The following is a 17246-nucleotide window of genomic DNA, read 5'->3' as shown; positions in this document are numbered from 1 at the left end:
GGCGCTCACGGGCGGCTCGTGTGGTCCCTGTGCCTCGCGCGGGTTCCTACGCTCCCCGCGGTTCCTACGCTCCCCGCGGCTCTCGTGGCACGCGGGCCTCGGGGTTGTGCCACCGGAGCTGGGGCTGGCCGAGGAGGCGTTCGGCGGCGGTGCTCGGGCGGCTCGTGAAGCGGCTGACGGCCGGGAGCGTGTCGTGGTGGATCCGGGCCGGGTCGGTGCCCAGCTCCTCCAAGGCCTCGACGACCTCCGTCAGGAAGCCGGGCGGCCCCGCGAGGTAGACGTCGTGCGCGGGCCACTGCTCGCAGGCCCGGAGCGCGTGGACGAGCCGCTCGGTCGCCTGGTCGCGCCGGCGGCCGGGGGCCGCGGTGATGTAGGTGACGCGCAGTCCGGGCAGATGTGTCCTCAGGAGCTCGGCCTCCTCGCGCCCGTACAGGAACTCCTTGGTGCGCGCCACGACGAACAGCCGGCCCGCCAGCTCCGGCTCCGCCGCCGCGGCCTCCTCCAGGAGCGCCTTCACCGGCGCCCAGCCCGTACCCGCGCATACATACGTGCGGAGTCCGCCCGACGGCGTCCGCGCGGTGAGCCCGCCGCCGGGGGCGCTGAGGCGCAGGGTCTCGCCGGGACCCGTCTCGTCGACGAGCGCCGTGCTCATCGCGCCGCCGGGGATCCGGCTCACATGGAGGTCGATGGTGCCGTCCTCGCGGGGCGCGTTCGCGAGGGAGTAGGTGCGCCAGACGCGCGGGACGCGCAGCGAACTGACGCCGGCGTACTGCCCGGGGACGTACGGGAAGGGCCGCCGGGGCCGCAGGGTCAGTACGGCCAGGCCGTCGCCGTACCGCTCGTGCCGGACGACGTCCGCGTCCCACCAGGCCGGTTCGCCGGTGCCGGCGGCCTCGTCGGCGCCGGCGAGCATCAGCTCGGCCACCGTCCCGTACGCCTCGGTCCAGGCCTTCTCCGCCTCGATGTTCCAGGCGGAGCCGGCCGCGTGCGCGAAGGCGGCGATCAGGCTCTCCCCGACGGCGGCGTACAGCGCGGGCGAGGCCAGGAACTTGCGGTGGTCGCGGCCCAGGTGCCCGAGGTAGCCGGCGAGACCGGGATCCTCCAGGTGGGTCACCACATGGGTGAGCGCGGCGAAGAGCCGGTCCCGCTGGGGGACCATGTCCTCGGGGAAGAGCTCGCGTACACCGGGGTTGTTCCAGAAGAGGTGCGAGTAGAAGAAGGTGACGGCGTGCTCCGCCCGTCTCTCGACGATCGCGAACGTACTTCTGATCAGCTGGGGATCCACTGACAAGAATCTAGGGCACGTCGGGCACCACTTGATCACAGGATCTCCACGAATGCCCCTCCGAGGCCGCCCTGTACGGTCGGGGGGTGAGCACTACCCCCGCCCCCGAGCTCTTCACCTGGGAGTTCGCCAGCGATCCGTATCCCGCCTACGCCTGGCTGCGGGAGCACGCGCCCGTGCACCGGACGAAGTTGCCCAGCGGGGTCGAGGCCTGGCTCGTGACCCGGTACGCGGACGCCCGCCAGGCCCTCGCCGACCAGCGGCTTTCCAAGAACCCGGCGCACCACGACGAGTCCCCGCACGCGAAGGGGAAGACGGGCATCCCGGGGGAGCGCAAGGCCGAGCTGATGACGCATCTGCTCAACATCGACCCGCCCGACCACACCCGGCTGCGGCGGCTGGTGTCGAAGGCGTTCACCCCGCGCCGGGTCGCGGAGTTCGCGCCGCGCGTGCAGGAGCTGACCGACCGGCTCATGGACGACTTCGTGGAGAAGGGGAGCGCCGACCTCATCCACGAGTTCGCCTTCCCGCTCCCCATCTACGCGATCTGCGACCTGCTCGGCGTGCCGCCGGAGGACCAGGACGACTTCAGGGACTGGGCCGGGATGATGATCCGGCACGGCGGCGGGCCGCGCGGCGGGGTCGCCCGGTCGGTGAAGAAGATGCGCGGCTATCTCGCGGAGCTGATCCACCGCAAGCGCGAGGAGCCCGGCGAGGACCTCATCTCGGGGCTCATCAGGGCCTCCGACCACGGGGAGCACCTCACCGAGAACGAGGCCGCCGCCATGGCCTTCATCATTCTCTTCGCCGGTTTCGAGACGACCGTGAACCTCATCGGGAACGGGGTGTACCAGCTGCTGCGCCATCCCGAGCAGCGGGAGCGGCTCCAGGCCTCGATCGCCGCCGGGGAGACCGGGCTCCTGGAGACGGGTGTCGAGGAGCTGCTGCGGTACGACGGGCCGGTGGAGATGGCCACCTGGCGGTACGCGACGCAGGCGCTGACCATCGGCGGGCAGGAGATCCCGGCGGGCGACCCGGTGCTCGTCGTGCTCGCGGCGGCGAACCGGGACCCGGCGCGGTTCGCGGACCCGGACACGCTCGACCTCTCCCGGCGCGACAACCAGCACCTCGGGTACGGGCACGGCATCCACTACTGCCTCGGGGCGCCGCTCGCCCGTCTGGAGGGGCAGGCGGCGCTGACGACCCTGCTGACTCGCCTGCCGGACCTGCGACTTGCGGCCGATCCGGCCGAACTCCGGTGGCGCGGAGGACTCATCATGCGGGGATTGCGCACGCTTCCGGTGGAATTCTCCCCTTCCGTACGGGTGCAGTGAGCTGACGGTACGTCAGAAATGTGATCTTCACGTGATCGGGGGTCCATCGACTTGTGACGAGCGTTCGAATGCCGCTACGTTTCCCGGCAGTCTCAGCCGTCACGCGAAAGGCCTCCCTATGCGCTCCGGGAACGGACGACACCGTCGCCCCCGTCAGGCCCCCGCCATCGTCGTCGCCGCGGGAGTGACCGGATCCGCCCTGGCGCTGCCGTTGCTCGCCGCCGGATCCGCCTCCGCCGCCGACGCGGCCACCTGGGACCGGGTCGCCGAGTGCGAGTCCGGCGGCCAGTGGAGTGCCAACTTCGGCAACGGCATGTACGGCGGCCTCCAGTTCACCCAGGACAGCTGGGAGCGGAACGGCGGCCTGGCGTACGCGCCCAGCGCCGACCTGGCCAGCCGCGCCCAGCAGATCGTGGTCGCCGAGAAGGCGCTCGCCAGGGGCGGCACCGACTGGGCCACCTGCGCGCCGATCGCCGGCCTGAAGAACGACGGCAGGGCCACCGGGGTGGACCCCGGCCCGGCCACCGCCACGACGGCGCCCACCGGGCCCGTGGCGGAGTCGAACCGGACCGCCGGCGTCCCGGCCGCGCCCGCGGAGACCTCCGCGGCCGCCAAGAAGGCCGGGACCGCCACGTCGGCCGGTTCGGGCGCCTCCGGCGAGGCGTCCAAGGCGCCCGCCGCCTCGATCACCCCCGCCGCACCCGCCACGCCGGTCAGCCCGACCGCTCCGGTGACGCCGACCACTCCGGGCACTCCGGGCACCCCGGGGACCCCCGGTACCCCGGGTACGTCGATCGCCCCGACGACGCCGACCACCCCGGCCGCGCCCGATGCGTCCCTTACGCCCGGATCGCCCGATACGTCGACGGGTGACACTTCGTCGGCCACGCCCGGAAGTGGCAAGCACCGGGGTGAGGCAGCTCCGGAGGAAACCGGCAAGACGGACACTTCGGCTGAATCAGGTAGACACGCTTCATCGACGGACAAGCTGGCGGAAAGCCCCGCCGCAACATCGACGACTGACGAAGCGAAGAATTCGGGCGCAACGGACAGTCAGGACACTTCGGGTGTCTACACCGTGCGGCCGGGCGACAACCTGACCGAAATCGCCCAGCAGAACGAACTCCCCGGCGGCTGGAGCGCCCTCTATGACGCCAACCGCGGTGCCGTGGGCGCCGATCCGGATCTCATCCTCCCTGGTCAGAGCCTCGACCTGACGGTCGATTCGGAAGGGAAGGCCGAGTAGTTCGGGGGTGAATGTCCGGTTCTGGGCAAGTGAGACATGGGTCTCTTCGCCCCAACTGGCGTGTCACGTCCGAGAACTCTGCTTCTGTCACCTCCCACCTGCGTAAACACTCCCCGCCGGAAGGCAAGTAGGGGCGATATTTCCGCAATACGCCTCTTTGAACTTCCGGTGGGTCTGTGTCTACGGTCGTAACCGCTCGCCACCGCGGGCCCCGTCGACCGAAACGCCGAATCCTGCCGTCGGCCGATGGGAACAGTCGTCGCGTAAGCGCCGTAGGCAGGAGCGGGGGACCCAAGGTAAGTGCCGGCCCCGGCCGTTGAGACAGACGGCCGACGATCGGCTTGGGGTTAAGTCGCGTGCTAGGACACGCGGCCGGGCACTCATTGGCCCGAACCCGACAGCTCACCTCGTAGGCGTCGGTGAGGAGAATCTCCATGCTGTTTTCCGGCAAGGGCAAACACCGCCGTCCCTCCAAGGCCACCCAGGTCGTCACGCTCGTCGGCGTCACCGGTGTCGCCGTGGCCGCCCCGCTGATGACCGCGGGCACCGCCTCGGCCGCCACGGCCTCCGAGTGGGACCGTGTCGCCCAGTGCGAGTCCGGCGGCAACTGGTCCATCAACACGGGCAACGGCTACTACGGCGGCCTGCAGTTCTCGGCCTCCACCTGGGCCGCGTACGGCGGCACCGCCTACGCCTCGACCGCCAACCAGGCGTCGAAGTCCCAGCAGATCGCCATCGCCGAGAAGGTCCTCGCGGGCCAGGGCAAGGGTGCCTGGCCGAGCTGTGGCGTGGGCCTCTCCAGCGCCTCGTACGACGGCGGCGCCGCCGAGAGCGCGCCGCAGCAGCAGACGCAGCAGCCTGCCCAGACCCAGCAGCCGCGCCCGGAGCGGAAGGCCGAGCAGCCGACCACCCGCAGCGAGCAGCGCCAGGCCCCGAAGCAGCAGGCCGCGCCGAAGGCCGCCAAGAAGACCGTCACCACCCCGACCGGCAAGACGGTCGAGAAGGGTGACGGCGAGTACAAGGTGAAGGCCGGCGACACCCTCAGCAAGATCGCTCAGGCGCAGGGCGTCAGCGGCGGCTGGGCCAAGCTCTTCGAGCTGAACAAGGACGTCGTCGACAACGCCGACCTCATCTACCCGGGCCAGCAGCTCCACCTCAAGTGAGCCCGGCGGTCCGCCTGAGTCCGGCGGCTCACGCGGCCCCCACGACCCTCCCGCGGTGACCACCCCGGTCCGGCGCGCCCTTCCCCCGTGCGCGCCGGACCGGGGTTCCGCGTTTCCCGGAGCCGTTTCCGGGGCCGCTTCTCGGAGTCGTTCCCGGAGCCGTTTCCCGGAGCCGGAGAAGTCGTAGAAGAGGGGAAGAGGCCGGGACCTGACGGTTACCGTCCAGTAGATCTGGGGCCCTTCGTCCCGACATGCATGCCCTTGGGTCCTTTTTCGTCCCAGGGGGCGGGCGCACGGCCGACCGGAGCCCCGGAGCCGGTTAGGCTCTTGTCGCAAGGCCAAGCGACCCTGCACCGACCTTGCGTCACATCCAGCGTCACATCCCAGAAGGAGATGCTCGTGCCGTCCATCGACGTCGTCGTAGCCCGGGAAATCCTGGACTCCCGAGGCAACCCCACGGTCGAGGTCGAGGTCGGCCTCGACGACGGCAGCACCGGTCGTGCTGCTGTTCCGTCCGGTGCCTCCACCGGTGCGTTCGAGGCCATCGAGCTTCGCGACGGTGACCCCAACCGCTACCTCGGCAAGGGTGTCGAGAAGGCCGTCCTCGCCGTCATCGAGCAGATCGGCCCGGAGCTCGTCGGCTACGACGCCACCGAGCAGCGCCTGATCGACCAGGCCATGTTCGACCTGGACGCCACCGAGAACAAGGGCTCGCTCGGCGCCAACGCCATCCTCGGCGTCTCGCTCGCCGTGGCCCACGCCGCCTCCGAGGCCTCGGACCTGCCGCTCTTCCGCTACCTCGGCGGCCCGAACGCGCACCTGCTGCCCGTTCCGATGATGAACATCCTCAACGGTGGGTCGCACGCCGACTCCAACGTGGACATCCAGGAGTTCATGATCGCCCCGATCGGCGCGGAGTCCTTCTCCGAGGCCCTTCGCTGGGGTGCGGAGATCTACCACACGCTCAAGGGCGTGCTGAAGCGCAAGGGCCTCTCCACCGGCCTCGGCGACGAGGGCGGCTTCGCCCCGAACCTGGAGTCGAACCGCGCCGCCCTGGACCTCATCATCGAGGCCATCAAGGAGGCCGGCTACACCCCGGGCACCGACGTCGCGCTCGCGCTCGACGTCGCCGCGTCCGAGTTCTACAAGGACGGCGCGTACGAGTTCGAGGGCAAGTCCCGCTCGGCCGCCGAGATGACCGAGTACTACGAGGAGCTCGTCTCCGCGTACCCGATGGTCTCCATCGAGGACCCGCTGTACGAGGACGACTGGGCGGGCTGGAAGGTCCTCACCGACAAGCTGGGCGCCAAGGTCCAGATCGTCGGCGACGACCTCTTCGTCACCAACCCGGAGCGCCTCGCCCGCGGCATCGAGGAGGGCACCGCGAACGCCCTCCTGGTCAAGGTCAACCAGATCGGCTCGCTGACCGAGACCCTGGACGCCGTCGAGCTGGCCCAGCGCAACGGCTTCAAGTGCATGATGTCCCACCGCTCCGGCGAGACCGAGGACGTCACCATCGCCGACCTCGCGGTCGCGGTGAACTGCGGTCAGATCAAGACCGGCGCCCCGGCCCGCTCGGACCGCGTCGCCAAGTACAACCAGCTGCTGCGCATCGAGGAGATCCTCGACGACGCCGCGGTCTACGCCGGCCGCAGCGCCTTCCCGCGCTTCAAGGGCTGAGACCCGCTCGGGCCACCCGCCCGGGGCTGAGACCAGCCCGCTGAGGGCCGTGCCCCACCGCACGCCCTGAAGCAGCCTCCGTACGTCCCCGCACTCGGTCCCGTACCGTGTGCGGGGACGTACGCATGAACAGGGGAGGCGACACGACATGGCCGCGAAGGACCGGGACCGGTTCTCGACCGCGACCCGGATCAGGCTGCTCGGCGAGCAGACCGCCGCCCGTGTCTACCGCTCCCAGACCCGCCGCCAGGCCCGCCGCTCCCGGCTCACCGGCCGCGCGGCCTTCCTCGCCCTCGTCGTCTGCTCCCTCGTCGTGGCGCTCGCCTACCCGATGCGGAGCTACGTCTCCCAGCAGGGCGAGATCGCCGACCAGGAGCGCAGGGCCGCCGAGGCCGCCCGACGGGTCGAGGAGCTGAGGGACGAGAAGGCCCGCCTCCAGGACCCGGCCTACGTCCGCCGCCTCGCCCGCGAGCACCTGCACTACGTGCTGCCCGGCGAGACCGGCTTCACCGTGAACGACCCCGACGCGGAGCAGCGGCCCCGCACCGACCAGGGCGCGGCGGACCGCCCCTGGTACGACAACCTCTGGGACGGCGTCGACCACGCCGACCGCCCCTGACCAGGCCTCTTGGTAGCCCCGACACACGATCAAGGCAGACATGGAAACGCCCCCTCCGCAGACCGAACGCACCGAGCCCACCGAGGCGGACATCGCCGCCTTCGAGGAGCAGCTCGGCCGGCCGCCCCGCGGCCTGCGCGCCATCGCGCACCGCTGCCCGTGCGGCAACCCGGACGTCGTCGAGACCGCGCCGCGGCTCCCCGACGGCACGCCGTTCCCCACGACGTACTACCTGACCTGCCCCCGGGCGGCCTCGGCCATCGGCACCCTGGAGGCCAACGGGGTCATGAAGGAGATGCAGGCCCGGCTCGGAACCGACCCGGAGCTGGCCGCCGCCTACCGGGCCGCGCACGAGGACTACATCGCCCGCCGTGACGCGATCGAGGTCCTGGAGGGCTTCCCGAGCGCCGGCGGCATGCCGGACCGCGTCAAGTGCCTGCACGTCCTCGTCGGCCACTCGCTGGCCGCCGGCCCGGGCGTGAACCCGTTCGGCGACGAGGCCCTCGCGATGCTGCCGGAGTGGTGGGCGAAGGGCCCCTGCGTCACCCCGTGCGCGGACAAGGAAGCCGACAAGGAAGAGGAGAAGGGCGAGTGACCCGGGTCGCCGGAATCGACTGCGGTACGAACTCCATCCGCCTCCTCGTCGCCGACGTCCACCCCGAGACGGGTGACCTCGTCGAGCTGGACCGGCGGATGACGATCGTCCGGCTCGGCCAGGGCGTCGACAAGACGGGCCGCCTCGCCCCCGAGGCGCTGGAGCGGACCTTCGCGGCCTGCCGCGAGTACGCGGAGGTCATCAGGGAGCTGGGCGCCGAGAAGCTCCGCTTCGTCGCCACCTCCGCCTCCCGCGACGCCGAGAACCGCGACGAGTTCGTGAACGGGGTCGTGGAGATCCTGGGCGTCGAGCCCGAGGTCATCACCGGCGACCAGGAGGCCGCGTTCTCCTTCACCGGTGCCACCGGCGAGCTGCACGGCACCGAGACGTACCTCGTCGTGGACATCGGCGGCGGCTCGACCGAGTTCGTCACCGGCAACAAGCACGTCGAGGCCGCCCGCTCCGTCGACATCGGCTGCGTCCGGCTGACCGAGCGGCACGTCCGCCACGACCCGCCGACCGCCGAGGAGACCGCCGCGATCCGCGCCGACGTCCGGGCCGCGCTCGACCTGGCCGCGGAGACCGTGCCGATCGGCACGGCGGAGACCCTCGTCGGGCTGGCCGGCTCGGTCACCACCGTCGCCGCGATCGCCCTCGGGCTCACGGAGTACGACTCCGAGAAGATCCACCACTCCCGGATCTCCGCCGCGCAGGTCGCCGAGGTGACCGACCGGCTCCTCGCCTCCACGCACGACGAGCGGGCCGCGATCCCCGTCATCCACCCGGGACGGGTCGACGTGATCATCGCCGGGGCGCTCGTCCTGAGGGAGATCGTGGAGCGCGTCGGAGCGAGCGAGGTCGTCGTCAGCGAGCACGACATCCTCGATGGGATCGCCCTATCCGTGGCATAGCGGGCATCTATCGAGCCTCCCGACGACATCTCGTCGGGAAAGTTCGTGAAGTTCTTCACAAGGAAAAAGGCCCTGATGGCGTCGGAAGTGGGTCCGAGGGGGGTCTTTGGGCCCTCCGAGGGGCGCCTCAGGGCCCTTTCGTAGGCGCGAGGGCCTCTTCGCTCGTTGTTTCCATCGCGTGAACGCACCCGGTGGTTCACCGTTAACGAGGCCTCTCCAGGCCAGTTCACGAGGGGTGAACAACGTTCACCCCTGCACCCCGGTTCCTTTGCACAGCCATGACATGGATCACGTGGGCGGCGGAGTGTAGCAGAGGTGCGCCAGGACCTTGTGAAGGGGCGCACGAGCACCCCCCTCGGACGGGGTGGATACTCGATCTCATGAGCACCACGGAGCGTCCCAGGATCCTCGTAGTAGGCGGCGGGTACGTAGGCCTGTACGCAGCTCGGCGCATCCTCAAGAAGATGCGCTACGCGGAGGCGACCGTCACGGTCGTCGACCCGCGGTCGTACATGACCTACCAGCCCTTCCTGCCCGAAGCCGCCGCCGGCAGCATCTCGCCGAGGCACGTCGTCGTCCCGCTGCGACGCGTCCTCCCCAAGGCCGAGGTGCTCACCGGTCGGGTCACCACCATCGACCAGGACCGCAAGGTCGCCACGATCGCGCCGCTCGTCGGCGAGGCGTACGAGCTGCCTTTCGACTACCTCGTCATCGCGATGGGCGCGGTCTCCCGCACCTTCCCGATCCCCGGCCTCGCCGAGCAGGGCATCGGCATGAAGGGCATCGAGGAGGCCATCGGCCTGCGCAACCACGTCCTCGAGCAGCTCGACAAGGCCGACTCGACCACCGACGAGGAGGTCCGCCGCAAGGCGCTGACCTTCGTCTTCGTGGGCGGCGGCTTCGCCGGCGCGGAGACCATCGGCGAGGTCGAGGACCTGGCCCGTGACGCGTCGAAGTACTACCAGAACGTCAAGCGCGAGGACATGCGCTTCGTCCTGGTCGACGCGGCCGACAAGATCCTCCCCGAGGTGGGCCCCAAGCTCGGCCAGTACGGCAAGGAGCACCTCGAGGGCCGCGGTATCGAGATCTACCTCGAGACCTCGATGGACTCCTGCGTCGACGGCCACGTCGTGCTGAAGAACGGCCTCGAGGTCGACTCCAACACGATCGTCTGGACCGCCGGCGTGAAGCCGAACCCGGCGCTCGCCCGCTTCGGTCTGCCGCTCGGCCCCCGCGGCCACGTGGACTGCAACGAGAAGCTCCAGATCAACGGTCTCGACTACGCGTGGGCCGCGGGCGACAACGCCCAGGTGCCGGACATGGTCGGCCGCAAGGCCGGCAACCCGAACGCCTGGTGCCCGCCGAACGCCCAGCACGCGCTGCGTCAGGCGAAGATCCTCGGTGACAACGTGGTGGCCGGCATGCGCGGCTTCCCGCAGGCCGAGTACAGCCACGCCAACAAGGGCGCCGTGGCCGGCCTCGGCCTCCACAAGGGCGTCGCGATGATCGTCATGGGCAAGGTGAAGATCAAGCTCAAGGGCCGTCTCGCCTGGTACATGCACCGTGGCTACCACGGCATGGCGATGCCGACCTGGAACCGCAAGATCCGCGTCTTCGCCGACTGGACCCTCGCGATGTTCCTCAAGCGCGAGGTCGTCTCGCTCGGCGCCATCGAGACGCCGCGCGAGGAGTTCTACGAGGCCGCCAAGCCCGCCCCCGCCCCGGCCGCGCCGGCGCAGGAGAAGGCCAAGGCCTCCTAAGGCACCGGCAGTACGCGCAACACCCCCGAAAGGGCCGTCCGCCATCCGTGGTGCGGACGGCCCTTCGCGTGTTTTGCCGACTCGTTGCGCTGTGCCGGGATGGGAATCGCCTACACAGGGTGTTCCCTTGGTGACGAGCATTTCTGGGGCACGAGATCACGGAGGTGTGCACCATGGCCGACGCCGCGTCGCGGCTGACGACTCTCGCCGAGGAACTCCTCGGAGGACCGCTCCCCGTGCGCCTGCGAGCCTGGGACGGCAGCGAAGCCGGCCCCGCGGGCGCCCCCGTCCTGATCGTCCGCGACCGCCGGGCGGTGCGGAGGATGATCTGGAAGCCCGGCGAACTGGGCCTGGCCCGCGCCTGGGTGGCGGGCGAACTCGACGTCGAGGGAGACCTGTACGAGGTCCTGGACCGGCTCTCGGGCCTCCTCTGGGAGCGCCCCGAGGACACCAGGAGCCGCCTCGCGGCCGTACGGGACTCCGTACGCGACCCGAGGCTCCGCGCCGCCGCCCGCGCCCTGCTGGGGCTCGCCGGGCCCCTGCCGCCCCCGCCGCCGCCCGCCGAGGAGATGCGCGGCCGCAGCGGCAACAGCCACAGCAGACGCCGTGACAAGCAGGCGATCAGTCACCACTACGACGTGGGCAACGACTTCTACGAGATCGTCCTCGGCCCCTCCATGGTCTACTCCTGCGCCTACTGGACCGAGGACGGGACCCTGGAGGACGCCCAGCGCGACAAGCTGGACCTCATCGCCCGCAAACTGAACCTGAAGGAGGGCGACCGGCTCCTCGACGTGGGATGCGGCTGGGGCTCCATGGCCCTGCACGCCGCCCGCGAGTACGGCGCCCGGGTCGTCGGCGTCACCCTCTCCCGCGAGCAGGCCGCCTACGCCCGCAAACGCGTCGCCGACGAGGGCCTGACCGACCTCGTGGAGATCCGCGTCCAGGACTACCGGGACGTCCCCGACGGCCCGTACGACGCGATCTCCTCGATCGGCATGGCCGAGCACGTCGGGGCCGTGAAGTACCGGGAGTACGCCGACACCCTGTACGGGCTCCTCAAGCCCGGCGGGCGGCTCCTCAACCACCAGATCTCGCGCCGCCCCGAGCCCGACGAGGAGGCCTACGAGGTCGACCCCTTCATCGACGCGTACGTCTTCCCCGACGGCGAACTCGCCCCCATGGGGCGGACGCTGTCCACCCTGGAGGACGCCGGCTTCGAGGTCAGGGACGTGGAGGCGATCCGCGAGCACTACGCGCTCACCCTGCGCCGGTGGGTGGCCAACCTGGAGCGGGAGTGGGACCGGGCGGTCCGGCTCACCTCGCCAGGCCGGGCCAGGATCTGGCGGCTCTACATGGCCGCCTCCGCCGTCTCCTTCGAGCGGAACCGGATCGGTGTGAACCAGTTCCTCGCGGTGAAGACCCCGGTCGCGGGGGTGAGCGGGACGGCGCTGCGGCCGCGCGTCTGGAACGAGAAGACGGGCTGACGGTACGCCGAAGGGCCGGTCTCCCCGTGGCGGGGAGACCGGCCCTTCGTGGCGTACGGGGACCTACTCGGCCTTGATGGCGGAGAGCATGTTCAGCTTCGCCGCGCTCCGGGCCGGCCACAGGGAGGCGAGGACGCCGACCAGGGCGGCCAGGACCAGGAAGATCCCGATCCGGTCCCAGGGCAGGACCAGGGCGTAGCCCGGGATCTGCTCCTTGATGGTCTCGCCGATCGCCCAGCCGAGGAACGAGCCGAGGCCGATGCCGACGACCGCGCCGAACACCGAGATGACCACGGCCTCCAGACGGACCATCCGCTTCACCCGGCGCCGGTCGAGACCGATCGCCCGCAGCATGCCGATCTCCTGCTGGCGCTCGAAGACGGACATCGCCAGGGTGTTGACGACACCGAGGACCGCGATGACCAGGGCCATGCCGAGCAGGCCGTACATGATGTTGAGCATCAGGTTGATCGGGCCGCCGAAGGAGTCACGGATGCCCTTGTGGTCCAGCACCGTGATGTCGGGGTTGTCGCCCATGGCCTTCGCCAGCGCCCGCTCGTTGGCCGCGCTCGCGCCGCCCTCGGTCGAGACGAAGATCTGACGGATCTCCGCCCGCTCCTCGTGCGCGGTGACCAGCTTGTGGTCGATCAGGACCGGCGAGACGAACTCGTTGGGCTCGAAGACCGCGCCGACGGTCAGCTTGCCCTTCTGCTTGTCGAGGTACTCGACCGGGACGGTGTCGCCGACCTTCAGGCCGCGCTTGGCGGCGGTCTTCTCGTCGACGGCGATCCCGCCCTTGCCGAGGGAGGACAGCGAGCCGTTCACGACGGTGAGCTTGAGGACCTTCTCGACGTCGCCGGGGGTGACACCGGAGGCCGAGACGTACGAGCCCTTGATCTCCAGCGCGCCCGCCTGCTGCGGGGAGATCGCCGTGACGCCCGGAGCCTTCTCCAGGGCGGTCAGCGCCTCCTTGCTCAGGCTGTTGCCGCTGGCCATCGAGACCATGTAGTCGGCCTTGACCTGGTCCGTCGTCGCCTTGTCGAGGGCCGTGCCGACCGTGGCGCCGAGCACCGAGAGGCCGGTGACGAGGGTCAGGCCGATGGCGAGCGCGGAGGCGGTGGCGCCGGTGCGGCGCGGGTTGCGGACCGCGTTCAGGCCGGCGAGCTTGCCGGAGACCCCGAAGAGGTTCACGAACAGCGGGCGGATCACGGCGATCACGGGCCGGGACAGGAACGGGATCAGCACGATCACACCGATGAGGGTGAGGAACGCGCCGCCCGCGATCAGCATGCGGCCCTCGTCGCCGCCCTGGCCCGCGCCGAGCACGATCAGGACCGCGCCGAGCGCGGTGAGCGCGGCGCCGATGGAGTTCCGCACGACGAGCGACTTGGTGCTCGCGGTGGCGTGGACGCTGCTCATCGCGGCGACCGGCGGGATCTTCGCGGCGCGGCGGCCGGGCAGCCAGGCGGCGAACATGGTGATCAGGACGCCGACGGCGAACGCGGAGACGGCCGGGGTGGCGCCGAGGACGAGGTCGCCGTCGGGCACCTTCATCTCGAAGGCGCTCATGGCCGAGCGGAGCGAGACGGCCAGGCCGATGCCGAGGACGTAGCCGACGGCGGAGGCGAGCAGGCCGACCAGACCGGCCTCGGCGAGGACGGAGCGGGTGATCTGCTTGCGCGAGGCGCCGACGGCGCGCATCAGCGCCAGTTCCTTGGTGCGCTGCGCGACCAGCATGGTGAAGGTGTTGGAGATCAGGAAGATCCCGACGAAGAGCGCGATGCCCGCGAAGCCGAGGAGCACCTGGTTGAGGGCGCCGAGACCGGCCTCGATGTCCTTGGCCTGCTGCTCGGCGAGGGCCTCGCCGGTCTGTGCGGTGGCCGCCTTCGGGACGACCTTCAGGACCTCGCCGAGGAGCTTCTCGGCGTCGGCGCCGGGGGCGGCGCTCACCGTCAGGTTCTGGAAGTAGCCGGGCTTCAGGTAGAGCTTCTGCGCGACGGAGGAGTCGAAGACGACCAGGCTGCCGCCGGCGTTGACCGCGCCGTCCTCGGTGGTGAAGACGCCGGAGAGCTCGTACTCCTTCACCGGCCCCGTGGTCGCGACGCGGACGGTGTCGCCGACCTTGTAGCCGCCCTTGTCCGCGGTGTCCTTGTCGAGCGCGACCTGCCGGTCCTCGACCGGTCCCGTACCCGAGGTGAAGGTGTACGCGCGGTCCTCGCCGTCCTTGCCGGGCGCGAAGTTGGTGCCCTTGTTGGACCAGCCGACGCCGATCAGCTTGCCGTTCCTGTCGGGCACACCGGCGAAGCCGTCGACGCGCGGGGTGACGGAGGCGACCCCGTCGAGCCCCGCGACCGCGTCGACGTCCTTCTGGGAGAGGCCGGGGGTCTTCCGGGCCTCCGCGGGGCTCGGGTACATCTCGACGGCGACGGCGACGTCGTCGTAGCTCTTGGCCGACTGGTTGCGGAAGGCCTGGCCGAGGGTGTCGGTGAAGACGAGGGTGCCGGAGACGAAGGCCACGCCGAGCATCACGGCGAGGACGGTCATCAGCAGTCTCGCCTTGTGCGCGAGGACGTTGCGCAGGGCGGTACGGAACATGGGTGTGTCCTGAAGGAGGGTGGGGCGGACGGAGGGGCGGAGGCCGCGCTACGGCGTCGGCTCGTACGGCGTCAGCTCGTACGGCCCTTGGCGTCGAAGGCCTTCATGCGGTCGAGCACACCGTCGGCCGTCGGGCTCAGCATCTCGTCGACGATCCGGCCGTCCGCGAGGAAGATCACGCGGTCCGCGTAGGAGGCGGCCACCGGGTCGTGGGTGACCATGACGACGGTCTGGCCCAGCTCGCGCACCGAGTTGCGCAGGAAGCCGAGGACCTCGGCGCCCGAGCGCGAGTCCAGGTTTCCGGTCGGCTCGTCACCGAAGATGATCTCGGGGCGGGAGGCCAGGGCGCGGGCCACGGCCACGCGCTGCTGCTGGCCGCCGGAGAGCTCGGTGGGGCGGTGGGTGAGCCGGGCGGAGAGGCCGAGCATGTCGATGACCTGCTGGACCCACTGCTTGTCGGCCTTGCGGCCGGCGATGTCCATCGGCAGCGTGATGTTCTCCAGGGCCGTCAGCGTCGGCAGCAGGTTGAAGGCCTGGAAGATGAAGCCGATCTTGTCCCGGCGCAGCTGCGTGAGCTGCTTGTCCTTCAGGGTGGAGAGCTCCGTCTCACCGATCCGTACCGAGCCGGAGGAGAAGGAGTCCAGGCCGGCGACGCAGTGCATCAGCGTCGACTTGCCGGAGCCGGAGGGGCCCATGATCGCGGTGAACTCGCCCTGCCGGAAGTCGACGGTGACGTGGTCGAGCGCGACCACCTGGGTCTCGCCCTGTCCGTAGACCTTCGAGAGATCCGTGGCGCGGGCGGCCACCGCGGTGGCGCGGGACACGGTGGGGGTGGTGGTCACGAGGGGGACTCCTGTCACTGCGGGGCTGCTGCGGGAACCCCTCCATCGTGTCGAGCGTCCGGGCTCGGATCGTCCGTCCACGTGCCCGTTCTCGGGGCAGCCTCGAGTCGGACCGGAGCCCCCGATCGTCCTCCTGAGGTATGACGGCGACCCTGAGGGACGGCTTCGAGCCGACGTGACAGACGTGCGACGACTTTTCGTCATTCCGGTGGGCGCGGCTTTGCGCCTGCGACCCCCGTCACAGTTCGGGGAAAACGCCCCCACCTGCACTGACGCACCCTCAGGCGTCAATAAAATAAGACAACATCGGGTCGATCTTCCGCTGAACGAGGGAAGGGGCCCGGATAGGCTCCTGTGCCAACGCGGAGCTTCGCGCAACGCCCGGATGGTGGAATACGCAGACACGGCGAGCTTAAACCTCGCTGGCCTTCGGGCCGTACCGGTTCAAGTCCGGTTCCGGGCACCATCCCGGGCCGCAGGCGAGTGCCTGGGGCCCGGTGTAGTCCCTCCGCCGGTCGGCCGGGCTTCACGCGGCGCATCGGCCGGCCGCCCGTCCGGTTCGGCCGGCCGCTCCCCTCTCCCGTCGCGCCCGGTGCCGCCGACGGCGGCTGCCGGGTGGTGCTCGGTGCGGTGGTCATCGGCTCCCCTGGGGAGGGGAGTGGTTCCGGCAGGTCGAGCGTCGCGGAGCGGTCCGCTCCGGCGTGAGGGAAGATCGAAATCTTCCGGGAAAAGATCCTCCCCGAGCACTAGGGAGTTTCTTTTGCCTACGCATTACTCTTAACGCAAGGCCGCGCCGTGCGGTCTGCCATGGAGGAGTGAGATGAGGAGCAGCAACCCGGTCTTCTCGCGACGGGGGTTCAGCCGCGACACCGGCTACGCGGGCGTCAACGCGCAGCAGCCGCAGGCCGGGGGCCCCGCCGTCGGAACCAACCCGTACGCCACCGGCAACCCGTATGCCGAGGGTGCGACGAACCCGTACGCCACCAACCCGTACGCCCCGCAGGACACGCAGCTCGGCGCCCCGCAGCAGGCCCGCGGCGACGTGATGACGATCGACGACGTCGTGAGCCGTACGGCCATGACGCTCGGCACGGTCGTGCTCACCGCGACCCTCTCGTGGTTCCTGCTGCCGGTCGACCCGGCCAACCTGGGCAAGTCCTACGGCATCGCCATCGGCGCCGCCCTGGTCGCGCTCGTCCTGGCGCTCGTGCAGTCCTTCAAGCGCAAGGCCTCGCCCGCGCTGATCCTGGGCTACGCGGCCTTCGAGGGCGTCTTCCTCGGTGTGATCTCGGCTGCCGTCTCGACGTACATCGCCGACGGCGTGGTCATCCAGGCGGTCCTGGGCACGATGGCGGTCTTCGCCGGTGTCCTGATCGCCTACAAGATGGGCTGGATCCGCGTCAACCGACGCTTCTACGGCTTCGTGATGGCCGCCGCCATGGGCTTCATGCTGCTCATGGTGGTGAATCTGCTCTTCGCCGTCTTCGCCGGCGGTGACGGCCTCGGCTTCCGCAGCGGTGGCCTCGGCATCCTCTTCGGTGTCATCGGCGTCATCCTGGGCGCCTGCTTCCTCGCCCTCGACTTCAAGCAGGTCGAGGACGGCGTGACCTACGGCGCGCCGCGTCAGGAGGCCTGGCTGGCCGCGTTCGGTCTCACCATGACCCTGGTGTGGATCTACCTGGAGATGCTGCGTCTGCTGTCGATCCTGCAGGGCGACGACTGACGCCTC

Annotated in this window: 13 protein-coding genes, 1 tRNA gene and 1 riboswitch; of the genes, 11 read left to right on the top strand and 3 right to left on the bottom strand. The window is 70.5% G+C overall.

The window, feature by feature from the left end; genetic code table 11:
* Positions 1 to 64 precede the first annotated feature (64 nt).
* Complete coding sequence (locus OG361_RS15970) at positions 65 to 1285, bottom strand: globin domain-containing protein (protein ID WP_405854101.1); 1221 nt, start codon at positions 1283 to 1285, stop codon at positions 65 to 67.
* Between the two features lie 86 nt (positions 1286 to 1371).
* Between OG361_RS15970 and OG361_RS15965 the strand changes: the two genes are divergently transcribed.
* The 9 genes from OG361_RS15965 to OG361_RS15925 all read left to right on the top strand — a co-directional run bounded on the left by OG361_RS15965 (position 1372) and on the right by OG361_RS15925 (position 12080).
* Positions 1372 to 2619, top strand: a complete 1248-nt coding sequence (locus tag OG361_RS15965) for a cytochrome P450 (protein ID WP_384564911.1) — start codon at positions 1372 to 1374, stop codon at positions 2617 to 2619.
* Positions 2620 to 2803: 184 nt separating this feature from the next.
* Positions 2804 to 3865, top strand: coding sequence for a transglycosylase family protein (locus OG361_RS15960; protein ID WP_405854098.1), 1062 nt, complete (start codon positions 2804 to 2806; stop codon positions 3863 to 3865).
* 214 nt (positions 3866 to 4079) lie between these two features.
* Positions 4080 to 4296: riboswitch (cyclic di-AMP (ydaO/yuaA leader) on the top strand.
* Positions 4297 to 4299: 3 nt separating this feature from the next.
* Positions 4300 to 5028 carry a transglycosylase family protein gene (locus tag OG361_RS15955; protein WP_405854096.1) on the top strand — a complete coding sequence of 243 codons (729 nt, stop codon included), beginning with the start codon at positions 4300 to 4302 and terminating at the stop codon, positions 5026 to 5028.
* A gap of 393 nt (positions 5029 to 5421) precedes the next feature.
* The gene (gene eno / locus OG361_RS15950; protein ID WP_384564903.1) at positions 5422 to 6708 is read left to right on the top strand and encodes a phosphopyruvate hydratase; all 1287 of its coding nucleotides are present in this window, start codon (positions 5422 to 5424) and stop codon (positions 6706 to 6708) included.
* A gap of 148 nt (positions 6709 to 6856) precedes the next feature.
* A complete protein-coding gene (locus OG361_RS15945) occupies positions 6857 to 7327 on the top strand; it encodes a septum formation initiator family protein (RefSeq protein WP_405854094.1) in 471 nt (156 codons plus the stop codon).
* Positions 7328 to 7367: 40 nt separating this feature from the next.
* On the top strand, positions 7368 to 7922 hold the full coding sequence (locus OG361_RS15940) for a DUF501 domain-containing protein (protein WP_405854092.1): 555 nt from the start codon (positions 7368 to 7370) through the stop codon (positions 7920 to 7922).
* Positions 7919 to 8833, top strand: a complete 915-nt coding sequence (locus OG361_RS15935; RefSeq protein ID WP_405854090.1) for an exopolyphosphatase — start codon at positions 7919 to 7921, stop codon at positions 8831 to 8833. The genes OG361_RS15940 and OG361_RS15935 overlap by 4 nt, the downstream gene beginning before the upstream one ends.
* Positions 8834 to 9213: 380 nt before the next feature.
* The gene (locus OG361_RS15930; RefSeq protein ID WP_405854088.1) at positions 9214 to 10593 is read left to right on the top strand and encodes an NAD(P)/FAD-dependent oxidoreductase; all 1380 of its coding nucleotides are present in this window, start codon (positions 9214 to 9216) and stop codon (positions 10591 to 10593) included.
* A 173-nt stretch (positions 10594 to 10766) separates the two neighbouring features.
* Positions 10767 to 12080 (top strand): class I SAM-dependent methyltransferase, encoded by a 1314-nt coding sequence (locus OG361_RS15925; protein ID WP_405854086.1) that lies wholly within the window; start codon positions 10767 to 10769, stop codon positions 12078 to 12080.
* 63 nt (positions 12081 to 12143) lie between these two features.
* Here OG361_RS15925 and OG361_RS15920 read toward each other — a convergent pair whose 3' ends face one another.
* Together OG361_RS15920 and OG361_RS15915 are read right to left on the bottom strand one after the other, a co-directional pair.
* Complete coding sequence (locus OG361_RS15920; protein WP_405854084.1) at positions 12144 to 14675, bottom strand: ABC transporter permease; 2532 nt, start codon at positions 14673 to 14675, stop codon at positions 12144 to 12146.
* 71 nt (positions 14676 to 14746) lie between these two features.
* Positions 14747 to 15517 (bottom strand): ABC transporter ATP-binding protein, encoded by a 771-nt coding sequence (locus tag OG361_RS15915; protein ID WP_405854082.1) that lies wholly within the window; start codon positions 15515 to 15517, stop codon positions 14747 to 14749.
* A 379-nt stretch (positions 15518 to 15896) separates the two neighbouring features.
* Here OG361_RS15915 and OG361_RS15910 point away from each other — a divergent pair.
* Together OG361_RS15910 and OG361_RS15905 are read left to right on the top strand one after the other, a co-directional pair.
* Positions 15897 to 15983, top strand: a tRNA-Leu gene (locus OG361_RS15910).
* Positions 15984 to 16337: 354 nt separating this feature from the next.
* The gene (locus tag OG361_RS15905) at positions 16338 to 17240 is read left to right on the top strand and encodes a Bax inhibitor-1/YccA family protein (RefSeq protein ID WP_384564879.1); all 903 of its coding nucleotides are present in this window, start codon (positions 16338 to 16340) and stop codon (positions 17238 to 17240) included.
* Positions 17241 to 17246: the final 6 nt, after the last annotated feature.

Origin of the sequence: Streptomyces sp. NBC_00090 (genome assembly GCF_045160815.1) — a bacterium.
Taxonomy (GTDB): Bacteria; Actinomycetota; Actinomycetes; order Streptomycetales; family Streptomycetaceae; genus Streptomyces.
Note: the sequence above shows the minus strand (reverse complement) of the source record. Positions and strands in the feature narration are given on the sequence as shown.